The 11,112-nt window shown below is 70.9% G+C and carries 10 protein-coding genes; 2 read left to right on the forward strand and 8 right to left on the reverse strand.

Annotated elements, in window-relative coordinates:
- Positions 1–81: 81 nt before the first annotated feature.
- The 6 genes from ETD96_RS32070 to ETD96_RS32095 all read right to left on the reverse strand — a co-directional run bounded on the left by ETD96_RS32070 (position 82) and on the right by ETD96_RS32095 (position 7,125).
- A complete protein-coding gene (locus tag ETD96_RS32070) occupies positions 82–567 on the reverse strand; it encodes a MarR family winged helix-turn-helix transcriptional regulator (RefSeq protein ID WP_138640235.1) in 486 nt (161 codons plus the stop codon).
- A 211-nt stretch (positions 568–778) separates the two neighbouring features.
- A complete protein-coding gene (locus tag ETD96_RS32075; RefSeq protein WP_138640236.1) occupies positions 779–2,350 on the reverse strand; it encodes an acyl-CoA synthetase in 1,572 nt (523 codons plus the stop codon).
- 85 nt (positions 2,351–2,435) lie between these two features.
- Positions 2,436–3,593 (reverse strand): thiolase domain-containing protein, encoded by a 1,158-nt coding sequence (locus ETD96_RS32080; RefSeq protein ID WP_138640237.1) that lies wholly within the window; start codon positions 3,591–3,593, stop codon positions 2,436–2,438.
- Entirely contained in the window at positions 3,586–4,623 is a 1,038-nt protein-coding gene (locus ETD96_RS32085; protein ID WP_138640238.1) for a thiolase domain-containing protein, read from the reverse strand. The genes ETD96_RS32080 and ETD96_RS32085 overlap by 8 nt, the downstream gene beginning before the upstream one ends.
- A complete protein-coding gene (locus ETD96_RS32090) occupies positions 4,623–5,576 on the reverse strand; it encodes a Zn-ribbon domain-containing OB-fold protein (RefSeq protein ID WP_138640239.1) in 954 nt (317 codons plus the stop codon). The genes ETD96_RS32085 and ETD96_RS32090 overlap by 1 nt, the downstream gene beginning before the upstream one ends.
- Complete coding sequence (locus ETD96_RS32095) at positions 5,566–7,125, reverse strand: acyl-CoA synthetase (RefSeq protein ID WP_138640240.1); 1,560 nt, start codon at positions 7,123–7,125, stop codon at positions 5,566–5,568. Before ETD96_RS32095 ends, ETD96_RS32090 begins: the two co-directional genes overlap by 11 nt.
- A gap of 154 nt (positions 7,126–7,279) precedes the next feature.
- Here ETD96_RS32095 and ETD96_RS32100 point away from each other — a divergent pair, with 154 nt between their 5' ends.
- Positions 7,280–8,092, forward strand: coding sequence for a crotonase/enoyl-CoA hydratase family protein (locus ETD96_RS32100; protein ID WP_171069332.1), 813 nt, complete (start codon positions 7,280–7,282; stop codon positions 8,090–8,092).
- An 87-nt stretch (positions 8,093–8,179) separates the two neighbouring features.
- Here the strand turns inward: ETD96_RS32100 and ETD96_RS32105 are convergent, their stop codons facing one another.
- Complete coding sequence (locus tag ETD96_RS32105) at positions 8,180–9,016, reverse strand: hypothetical protein (protein ID WP_138640241.1); 837 nt, start codon at positions 9,014–9,016, stop codon at positions 8,180–8,182.
- A gap of 391 nt (positions 9,017–9,407) precedes the next feature.
- Here ETD96_RS32105 and ETD96_RS32110 point away from each other — a divergent pair, with 391 nt between their 5' ends.
- On the forward strand, positions 9,408–9,809 hold the full coding sequence (locus tag ETD96_RS32110; protein WP_138640242.1) for a hypothetical protein: 402 nt from the start codon (positions 9,408–9,410) through the stop codon (positions 9,807–9,809).
- 57 nt (positions 9,810–9,866) lie between these two features.
- Here ETD96_RS32110 and ETD96_RS32115 read toward each other — a convergent pair whose 3' ends face one another.
- The gene (locus ETD96_RS32115; RefSeq protein WP_138640243.1) at positions 9,867–10,976 is read right to left on the reverse strand and encodes an NAD(P)H-dependent flavin oxidoreductase; all 1,110 of its coding nucleotides are present in this window, start codon (positions 10,974–10,976) and stop codon (positions 9,867–9,869) included.
- Positions 10,977–11,112 lie beyond the last annotated feature (136 nt).

The raw sequence follows: 11,112 nt of genomic DNA on the forward strand, positions 1-11,112 counted from the left end.
CGCCCGCCCCCTGACCGACGTCCAGGCGACCCTGATGGCCCTGCTCCGCGGCCGCCTCACCCCCTGACACCGGCCCCGCGGTCAGGGGAGGTTGCGGATCTCCTCGATGATGGCGGGCATCGCCTCGTTGTTCTCGTGGATCCAGCGCCGCAGGACGGCGAGCTCCTCGTCGCTGTAGGTGGAGAGGCGGGCGTAGAAGGCGCGCGCGATCGGATCGAAGTAGCGGCCGAACTCGGCGACGTTCTCCTCGACCAGCTCGACGATCACGCGGCGGCGGTCGTCGGGGTCGCGGGTGCGCTTGACGTAGCCGGCGCGCTCCAGCCGGTCGATGACCGCGGTGATGGCCCCGCCGGTCGTGATGCCCATGAGCTGCGCGAGCTGCCCCGGGGTCTGCGGGCCGTCCAGCACCAGCGCGCTCACGCACTGCGCGTCGGTGACGTTCAGGCCCGCCTTGCTCGCGGTCGTGTGGTGCAGCAGCACGGTGAACATGGTGCTGCGCTGCATCGCCCGCTGGAGTTCGTCCAACCGGTCCGGGTCCCGGGTCGCCACGCCCACCTCTTCCGCCACGTCTCCGTTTTAGAGAGAGCCTAGTGGCCGCATCCGGTCAGAAACCACCCGGGGCGGCGCGTCGTGTGGCGCAGGACTCACGCCCCGGCGGGCGAGGCACTCCCAGGTCACCCCTACCATGGTCGTTGTTAGGACCACTAACAGAGGTCCGCTCCTGGCCCCGAATCCCACGAAGGTTCGGGGCCGACCTCTACGCGCTTCCGTTTCCCGCCTACTGGGCCTCCTCCGCCACCTGCTTCGCCCACCGGTAGTCGGCCTTGCCCGCCGGGGAGCGCTTCATCTCGCCGACGAACGCGTAGACGCGCGGCACCTTGTAGCCCGACAGCTCGCGCCGGCAGTGCGCGTCCAGCTCCTCCGAGGACGGCACGTCGCCCGACGCCTGGATCACCGCGGCGACGCGGTTGCCCCAGCGCTCGTCCGGGATGCCGGTCACCACCGCGTCGTACACCGCCGGATGCCCCTTGAGGACGGCCTCGACCTCCTCCGGGAACACCTTCTCGCCGCCGGTGTTGATCGCCTGCGAGCCGCGCCCGTACACGGCGATCGACCCGTCCTCCTCGACGGTGGCGATGTCGCCGGTGAGCAGCCAGCGCTTGCCGTCCACCACCGGGAACGTCTTCGCCGTCTTCTCCGGGTCGTTGTAGTAGCCCTGCGCGATGTGCCCCGTGCGGGCGACCTGGCCGATGACGCCCGACCCCGGCTTGACGGGCTGGAGCGCGTCGTCCAGCACGGTGACGTTCTCCACGTCCGGCGCGAACCGCAGGCCCTTCTCCGGGGTGGAGCCCGCGACCGCCTCGGCCGTGGAGCCCGACTCCGTCGAGCCGAACCGGTCCAGGATCATCACGTTCGGCAGCAGCTCCTGGATGCGGTCCCGGACCGTCCCCGTGAAGATCGCGCCCGTGGAGACGTAGGCGAACAGCGAGGACGTGTCGTAGTCGCCGCGCGCCAGCTCCTCCGCCATCGGGATCGCCATCGCGTCCCCGGTGATCGTCAGCGAGTTGACCTTCTCCCGCTCGATCGTCCGCCACACGTCGGCCGCGTCGAACTTGCGCGTGTAGACGAGCGTCGCGCCCATGAACCAGGCGATCCACGTCGCGACCTGCGCCGCCCCGTGCATCAGCGGCGCCACCGGCATCATGATCAGCGGGCCGCCGTCGCGGGCGTTCTCCACGATGTCCTCGGGACGCGACGGGCGCGGCACCGTCGGGTTCCAGAACGCGAAGATGATCTGCTCGGTCGACCAGATGACGCCCTTCGGCATCCCGGTCGTCCCGCCCGTGTAAATGATGTAGATGTCCTCGCCGGTCCGCGCCGGGAAACCCGTGCGCGTGCCGTCGGCGTCCTTCAGCGCCGCGTCGTAGGCGACCGCCCCCGGGATGGACGGCGCGCCGCCCACCGCGATGAGGTGCCGCAGCTCCGGCACCTCCGGGACGGTCGCCGCGACCCGGTCCTCGAACTCCACGTCGTACAGCAGCGCGACGCTGTCGGAGTCCCGGTACACGTAGAGCAGCTCGCTCTCCACGTACCGGTAGTTGATGTTGATCGGCACGGCCCGGATCTTGATCGCGGCCAGCAGCGCGGCCGCGTACTCCACGCCGTTGTAGAGCTGGACGGCGATGTGCTGGCCGGGCCGCACGCCCGCGTCCATCAGATGGTGCGCGAGCCGGTTCGCGTGCTCGTCCAGCTCGGCGAACGTGAGCCGCTGATCGCCGCACACCAGGGCGACACGGTCCCCGATCGCGTCCGCGATCCCCTCGAACAGGTCAGCGTGGTTGAACTCCATCGGACGTCCCTCTTTCGGGGTCTGGGGTCGTCCCCAGGGGAGCAGGGGTCTGGGGTCGTGTTCGCGCCTCGGAAGGGTTGCCAGGTCAGGGCTTGTCGCTGCCGACGATCCACATGGCGAAGAACTGGGCGCCGCCGCCGTAGGCGTGGCCGAGCGCGCGCCGCGCGCCGTCCACCTGGTGCTCCCCGGCCCGGCCGCGCACCTGCAGCGCCGCCTCGGCGAACCGGATCATCCCGGACGCGCCGATCGGGTTGGACGACAGCACGCCGCCGGACGGGTTCCACGGGATGTCGCCGTCGAACGCCGTCGCGCCCGCCTCGGTGAGCTTCCAGCCCTCGCTCTCGCCGCAGAACCCCAGGTTCTCCAGCCACATCGGCTCGTACCAGGAGAACGGGACGTACACCTCGGCGCAGTCGAGTTCGCGGCGCGGGTCGGTGATGCCGGCCTGCCGGTACACGTCCGCCGCCGCGTCCTTGCCGCCCTGCGGGCTGACGCTGTCGCGGCCCGCGAACTGCATCGGCTCGGACCGCATCGCCGTGCCGTGCACCCAGGCGGGCGGGTTCGGGGCCTTCTTCGCCGCGTCCTCCGACGCCAGCACCATCGCGCAGGCGCCGTCCGACGACGGGCAGGTCTCCAGGTAGCGGATCGGCTCCCACAGCATCGGCGTCGACTCGACCATCTCGCGGGAGATGCCGGGGATCTTCAGGTGCGCGTACGGGTTCCGCAGCGCGTTCTGCCGGTCCTTGACCGCGACGAGCGTCCCGATGTGGTCGGGGGCGCCCGACCGGCGCATGTACGCGCGGATGTGCGGGGCGAAGTAGCCGCCCGCGCCGACCACGAGGGACGTCGTGAACGGCCCGTTCACCGTCAGCGCCCACGTCGCGTTCGACTCCGACTGCTTCTCCCACGCCAGCGTGAGGACCCGCTCGTGCACCCCGGACTGGATCAGGTTCGCCGCGACGATCGCCGTCGACCCGCCGACCGAGCCCGCCGTGTGCACCCGCAGCAGCGGCTTGCCGGTGGCGCCGAGCGCGTCCGCGAGGAACAGCTCCGGCATCACGACGCCCTCGAACAGGTCGGGCGCCTTGCCGACCACGATGGCGTCGATGTCCTTCCAGGTCAGCCCGGCGTCGTCGAGGGCGCGGCGGGCCGCCTCGCGGAGCAGGCCGGCCATCGAGACGTCCAGCCGCTTGGTCTTGTACTGGGTCTGCCCGATGCCGATGACCGCACAGGATTTAGCCATTGTTCTCTCCCGACAGCACGCAGACGAGGTTCTGCTGGAGGCAGGGGCCGGACGCGGCGTGCCCGAGCGTCCGGGACGCCGTCCCGTCGTGGATGCGGGCCGCGGCCTCGCCGATCCGGATGAGGCCCGCCGCCATCACCGGGTTCGCCGACAGCGCCCCGCCGGACGGGTTGACGGTCACGCCGTCGTCCAGGCCGAGGGCCTCGCGCAGGATCAGCTCCTCATGGCTAAACTGCGCGTGCAGCTCCGCGACCTCGATGCCGGTCGCGCCGGCCTTCTCCCCCGCGATGCGGGCGGCCGCCGAGCGGGTCAGGTCGCGGACGCCGAGCGCGTGCGGCTCGGTGCGGTGGTCGATGCCGGTGATCCACGCGGGCCGCTCGCACAGCTCCCGCGCCTTGTCGCCCGCCGCCAGCACGATCGCGGCGGCGCCGTCGGTGACGGGCGCGACGTCGTAGGGGTGCAGCGGCGCCACGTCGTAGGCGTCGCCCTCCGGGTCCGGCAGGTGCAGCGCGAACGGGTTCTCGCGGCCGGACGCCCGGGACCGCGCGGCGACCGCGCGGAGGTCGTCCTCCTTCACGCCCGACCGGTCCATGTACGCGCGGGCCTGCATGGCGGCCATCGACACCTGGTCGACGCCGAGCGGCGCCAGCGTGTACGGGTCGAGCTGCTGGTTCATGATCGCGCGGAGGTCGCCCTGGGACGACTTGCCGAACCCGTACACCAGCGCGGTGTCGATCTCGCCGATCTGGAGCTTCACCCACGCCTCGTACAGCGCCCACGCGCCGTCCATCTCGACGTGGCTCTCCGAGATCGGCGGCCAGGCGCCCAGCGTGTCGAGCGCGGACACGAACGCGAACGGCGCGCCCTGCAGGTAGTCGCACGAGCCCGAGCAGGTGAAACCGAACCGGGACAGCCCCGTCCGCTCCTTGATCTCGCTGATCACCGGGAGCACCATCTCGGTCTCGGCGATCCCCTGGTCCTCGCCGCTGTGATGGCTCTGTGCGAACGCGACGACTGCGACATCACGCATTACATGAAGTCCTTGATCTCTTCGAAGGGGACGTCGGGCTCGTCGATCGGCTCGAACCACTTGATGTTGGCCATCGACCGGTCCCACTCCTCGCGGGGCCGCCACGCCGCCTTCACCCGCATGCCCATCCGCACCTGGTCGGCCGGGATCCCCGCGACCAGCGTGAGCATCGTCAGGCCCGCGCCGTCCAGCAGGACGTAGCCGGACACGAACGGCACCTCGGGGGCGCGCGGGTCGGGGATGTTGTTGACCGCGAAGGTGGTGACGGTGCCGGTGTCGGGCAGCTCCACCTCCTCGGACGTGGGGACGCCGTCGCGCGGGCAGAACCCCTTCATCGGCACGATGACCTTCTCGCACACCGGGCAGCGGTGCCCGATGATGCGGCCCTCGGAGATCCCCTCCAGGAACCGGCCGAGCGCCCGCCCGCCCTTCAGCCGGTAGTCCAGGCTCGCCTGCGGGTTGATCATGGTGACCTCGGGCAGGAAGCACTCGATGTCGCCGATCGTCCCCGTCCGCTCCGCGCGGTACTTCGGCCGCACCCGCATCCCCGTCTTGAGGAACTTCGGCGGCTTCGCGCCGGCCTCGAAGACGCCGAGGTCGAGGGCGTGCAGCAGCGCGGTGTCGGCGCCGTCCGGGCGGATCAGCGCCCACGCGAACGGGCGGTCGAACGGGTGCCCCTTCGCCGGCTCGGGCACCCACGACCAGGTCGTGACCGTCCCGGCCGGGCCGACCTCGACGAACTCGTCCGTCACGTCCTCGCCGGTGTCGGGGTCGCACTCCGCCGGCGGGACGAGCACCCGGCCGCCCGCCGTGCGGACGCCGACCAGCCGGCCGTCGCGCAGCTCGCTGAGGAAGCGCCCGATCACCGGCCCGACCGAGCGGGTGTACCCGCCGGGGAACTCGACGACGTGGTTGGGGGCGGGGGTCTCCGATGGCGCCGTGTTAGATGGCACTGTCGCGGTCCTTCCAGTACGGGTCCCGCAGCTTGCGCTTGAGGAGCTTGCCGTTGGGCTCGCGCGGCATCGTCTCGATGAAGTCGATGGACTTCGGCCACTTCATCTTGGCGAGCCGGCCCTCCAGCGACGCGAGGATCTCGGCCGCGAGCGCGTCACCGGGCTCGGCGCCCTCGGCGGGCTCCACGACGGCCTTGATCTGCTCGCCCCACTCCTCGTCGGGGATGCCGAACACGGCGACGTCCGCGACCTTCGGATGCAGGGTGATCTCGTTCTCGATCTCGGCCGGGTAGATGTTCGCGCCGCCCGAGATGATCATGTCGGCCTTGCGGTCGGACAGGAACAGGAACCCGTCCTCGGTGAGGTAGCCGATGTCCCCGACGGTGAAGAAGTCCTTGAGGCGGTTCTTCTCCGTCTTCTCCTTGTCGCCCTTGTACTCGAACTCGACGCCGGCCATCTTCATGTAGATCGTGCCGTGCGTCCCGGCCGGGACGGGCTCGCCGTCGTCGTCCACGATCAGCAGCTCGCTGATCGGCCACGCGTTGCCGACCGTGCCGGGGTGCGCGCGCCAGTCCTGCGGGCTCGCGATCGTCCCGCCGCCCTCGGTCGCCGCGTAGTACTCCCAGATGCAGTCGCCCCACCACTCCAGCATCTGCTGCTTGATCGGCACCGGGCACGGCGCCGCCGCGTGGATCGCCCACTTCATGCTCGACACGTCGTACCGGGACCGGACGTCCTCGGGCAGCGCCAGCAGCCGCTTGAAGTGCGTCGGGACCATGTGGGTATTGCTGACGCGGTATTTCTCGATCACCCTGAGGGTGTCTTCGGCGTCCCACTTGTCCATGTAGACGAGCGTGTGGCCCATCTGCAGGGCGGTGCCGCCGAACTGGGTGACGGCCGTGTGGTAGTTCGGCGAGGTGATCAGATGGGCCTGGTGCTCGCCTCCGGCGGGACGCCCCGGCGGGATGCCGAACAGGCCGAGCAGGAACGTCATCAGCTCGGCGCTGTCGTCGGGGTCGAGCCCCATCAGCGCCCGCTTGACGCCCTTCGGCCGCCCGGTCGTCCCGGACGTGTAGTGCATCGTGGCGCCGTTGCTGCGGTCGTCGGGAAGCGTGTCGGGCTGCCCCTCGACCAGCTCCTCGTACGGGCGGAAGCCCTCGACGTCGCCGAACGCGAACCGCCGGTGCGCCTCGATCTCCTCGCCGGCCCGCGCGCCCTCCTTGGCGTACCGCTCGTGCACGAAGAACGCCTTGGCCTCGCTGTCGGCGACGATGTAGCCGATCTCCGGCCCGGTCAGGTGCCAGTTGATCGGCGTGTAGTACCAGCCGGCCTGCAGCGCGGCGAGGTACAGCACGACGCCCTCGACACCGTTCGGGACGAGCCCGCAGATGCCGTCGCCCTTCTCCAGTCCCAGCGCGCGCAGCCCGTGCACCAGCCGGTTCGAGCGGGCGAGCAGGTCGCCCGCGGCGTACTCGGTTCCGTCCGGATCGACGGCGGCGATCCACTCGGGATCCGCCTGCGCCAACCGCCAGAAGCCCAATGACCCCATCGGATCTCCCTAAGTGACCACAGTGAGCACCGACACACCGCGGCGCCCGGCAGCCAAAGTAGATCACGTTCTCGTTTTGTAGTTCAACCCCTACCGGTAGGGCAGTGGCTTAACTAGAATCTGTTCTCGTTTGACATCTGAGCTGGAGGAACCCATGGCGGAACGGCTGCCGATCAGCACCGAGCACTGCATCGTCGAGCGGGACGGCCACGTGGTCATCGTCACGATGAACCGGCCGGAGGCGCGCAACGCGCTCAGCACCGCGATGCTGGTCGGCCTCGCCGACGCCTGGGCCTACATCTCGGACACGCCCGAGGTCCGCGTCGGCATCCTCACCGGAGCCGACGGGACGTTCTGCGCCGGCGCCGACCTGAAGGCGATGAGCCAGCCGCCCTCCGACCCGCGCGTGCAGGAGCGGGCCGCGCAGATCACCGACTACCACTGGAAGGGCCTGCTGCGCGACGGCCGCCCCACCAAGCCTCTCATCTGCGCCATCGAGGGCTACGCCGTCGCCGGCGGCACCGAGCTACTCACCGGCACCGACCTGCGCGTCGTCGCCGAGGGCGCCACCCTCGGACTGTTCGAGGCCAAGCGCGGCCTGTTCCCCATGGGCGGCAGCGCCGTCCGCCTGCCCCGCCAGATCGGCTACGCCGCCGCGCTCGACATCCTGCTCACCGCCCGCGAGGTGACCCCGCAGGAGGCCCTCGCCATGGGGCTGATCAACAAGGTCGTGCCGGACGGCCAGGCCCTCGCCGCCGCCCGCGAGATGGCCGACCAGATCGCCGCGTGCGCGCCGCTGTCCGTCCAGGCGATCCTGCGCGCCGTCCGCGAGACCGAGCACCTCCCCGAGGAGGAGGCCCTCAAAATCTCCGACGAGATCGGCTGGCCCGTCTTCGCCTCCGAGGACGCCAAGGAGGGCTCCCGCGCCTTCAAGGAGAAGCGCCCCGCCGTCTACCAGGGCAAGTAACGGCCGCGGACACGGGCATCCCGCCCCGCGCGAGGTGCGCGAGGCGGGATGCCGGTTCCCGCTACGCGGGTTCTCGCTGAGACGCGGTCAGTTGCGGGTCCAGTGCGCCAGGTCGGCCCACCGGGTCGCGTCGGTGGTGGTGGTGCCGACCGCCCACATGGTTCCCGTCCCCGGCACGACGGCCATGGCGGAGGCCCGGACGGTCGTCCCCTCGGGCCGGGTCAGGGTCTCGTCGGACCAGACGCCCGCGGCGGTGCGGTGGCGCATGGTGCTGCCGTCCGAGACGACCCAGATGCCGCCCGCCCCGTCCGAGGCGACCTTGCTCAGAGAGGTGCCGGGAGCACCGAGAACGTTGGCCCACTTGGTGCCGTTCCAGTGCGCCAGCAGCGACCGGGAGACCGACTTGCCCGTCCCGTCCGGCATCCGCGCCGTGCCGACCGCCCACACGTCGTCGTCGGAGGCCGCGTACACGTCCTGCAACGTCGACGCGACCTCGCCCTTGACGGTCTCACCGATGTCGGGGAACGGGACGCTCGTCCACGAGGTGCCGTTCCATCGCGTGGTGGCGGGCCGCGCGGTGCCGTCCGGCGCGATCGCCCAGCCGACCGCCCACGCACTGGTGGACGAGACGGCCGCGACCGCGCGCGGCTTGATCCCGACGGGGGTGTCGGCCCAGCCCGCGCCGTTCCAGTACTTGGCCGCCATGGCGCTGACCGCCCACGTGCGGTCGGGACCGGCCGTCGCGATGTCGGTCGGCTGGAACCCCAGCGGGACGCTGAACGGGATCCAGGACGAGCCGGTCCAGCGCAGCAGGGCGTGCGAGTCGCCCGAGGTGTTGAGCTGGGCGGCCACCCAGACGTTCGACGCCGACGTGGCCGAGGCGGCCTGGAGCCGGTAGGGGGCGAGCGACGCGGGCAGCGCCACGTCCTTCCAGGTGCCGCCCGTCAGCCGCTGGAGGATCGGCTTGCGCGTCGTGACGTTCTGCTGGCCGCCGACGGCCCAGACGGTGCCGTCCGGCGCCGTGGCGATGTCGCTGAGGGAGGTCCCCTGGTCGGCTTTGGCGTCGCTCTGGACGCCACCCCCGCGACCCCCAGTTTCCTGCTGCTCTTCACTCGATCCCCGTCCATTGAAAATGATCTTGCGGAAGCAGTGGAACGTAGCAGGACCGAAAGTCAGTTCGCCCGCATTCGGGGAAGATCACGTCTCGGCCCGCCATGGGGGCGTATTACCGGCCGTCCGTAAATCGCCCGGAGTTTGCCGGGCCTCTCGCGTGGCACCGCTCAGGCAAGCGAGCCACGGAAGGACTGAGCACGCCATGGCCTTGCAACTGCGACGCAAACGGCCGACGACGACGGAAGAGGCGCCGCCCCAGCGGTGGACGTGGCGCCGGCGGAGCACGGGCGGTACCGCGACGGTCGCGCGCAAGCCGCCCCGCTGGCGGCGCACCAGGCCGAACCCGGTCAGCGCGATCATCATGGCGGCCGGCTGGGCCGCCGCCGCGATCCTCGGGCTCGGGATGCTGCTGACCTGGGGCGACGCGAACCCGGGCAACGTCCTCGTGGACGCCGTGCTCGACGCGGGCCGCTGGCTCGCCACCCCGTTCCACGACGTCTTCACGCGGACCGACCCCGAAGAGCAGCTCTACATCAACTGGACCCTCGCGGGCGTCGTCTACTACGTCCTCGCGCGGGCCTTCTCCTGGATGACCCGGTTCTGAGCACCGAAAGGCCCCGGCCGGCGCGGAGGGATGGCGCGCGGCCGGGGCCCGGGGGGATCAGCCTTCGGTGATCGTGTTGAGGCGCTCGATGGCCTCGACGTACTCCTCGATCAGGTCGTAGACGACCTGGGCCGCCGGCTTGACCTGGTTCATCGACCCGACGATCTGGCCGACCGGGAACGTCACCAGCTCGCCGTCGCCGGACCGCTGGATGCGCGGCAGCGCGTCCGCGATCAGCATGAACTGCATGGGCATCGGCAGGTAGCCCGGCGACTGCTCGCTCTCCCACGCCTCCGTCCACGCGGTCTTGAGGAACCGGGCGGGCTTGCCCGTCCACGCCCGGGACCGGACGGTGTCGCGGGACGTGGCCTCCAGCAGCTTCGGCAGGGCCCGCTCCGGGGTGTCGGCCTCGTCGACCGTCAGCCAGATGGAGCCCGTCCAGACGCCGTCGGCGCCGAGCGCCATGCCCGCCGCCATCTGCCGGCCCCGGCCGATGCCGCCCGCGGCCAGCACGATCGTGTCCTCGCCGACCGCGTCCACGACCTCGGGGATCAGCACCATCGTCGCCACGTCGCCGGTGTGGCCGCCGGCCTCGGTGCCCTGCGCGACGATGATGTCCACGCCGACCTCGACCTGCTTGCGGGCGTGCCGGGCGTTGGAGGCGAGCCCCGCGACCTTCACGCCGTGCTCGTGCGCCTGCGCGACGACGTCCGCCGGGGGCGGGCCGAGCGCGTTCGCCAGCAGCGCGATCGGGTGCTTGAGCGCCACCTCGACCTGCGGCCGGGCCGTCACGTCCGTCCACCCGAGCAGCGCCTTGCCCGCCTTCTCCGAGGGCGGGTCGACGCCGTGCTCGGCGAGCAGGTCCTCGAGGAACTGCTTGTGCTCGGCCGGGATCATGCCCTGCAGCTTGCCGAGCAGCTCCTCGGCGTCGCCCATGTCGGCGCCCTCGTACTTGGCGGGCATGACCACGTCCACACCGTAGGGCTTGCCGCCGACGTTCTCGTCGAGCCACTTGAGCTCGAGCTCGAGTTCCTCGGGGGTGAAGTGCAGGGCGCCGAGGACGCCCATGCCGCCGGCGCGGCTCACCGCCGCGACGACATCGCGGCAGTGACTGAACGCAAAGATCGGGTACTCGATGCCGAATAGTTCGGTGACTCGTGTCCGCACGCACTCGACCCTAAGCGCGCTCCCACGAAACTGCAACAGGTTCTACTTACAAATCCTGTCTCTTATACCCATCTCCGAGCCCACGAGACCCTAAGACACCTCGTATGCCGTCTCCTGCTTGAAAAAAAACAAAAAC

The organism is Actinomadura geliboluensis, from assembly GCF_005889745.1.
In the GTDB taxonomy this organism is placed as follows: domain Bacteria; phylum Actinomycetota; class Actinomycetes; order Streptosporangiales; family Streptosporangiaceae; genus Spirillospora; species Spirillospora geliboluensis.

Coding starts and splice junctions, on each gene's coding strand:
- ETD96_RS32075 (WP_138640236.1), bottom strand. CDS start 2,350: ATGGAGTTCAACCACGCTGACCTGTTCGAGGGGATCGCGGACGCGATC.
- ETD96_RS32080 (WP_138640237.1), bottom strand. CDS start 3,593: ATGGCTAAATCCTGTGCGGTCATCGGCATCGGGCAGACCCAGTACAAG.
- ETD96_RS32085 (WP_138640238.1), bottom strand. CDS start 4,623: ATGCGTGATGTCGCAGTCGTCGCGTTCGCACAGAGCCATCACAGCGGC.
- ETD96_RS32095 (WP_138640240.1), bottom strand. CDS start 7,125: ATGGGGTCATTGGGCTTCTGGCGGTTGGCGCAGGCGGATCCCGAGTGG.
- ETD96_RS32100 (WP_171069332.1), top strand. CDS start 7,280: ATGGCGGAACGGCTGCCGATCAGCACCGAGCACTGCATCGTCGAGCGG.
- ETD96_RS32110 (WP_138640242.1), top strand. CDS start 9,408: ATGGCCTTGCAACTGCGACGCAAACGGCCGACGACGACGGAAGAGGCG.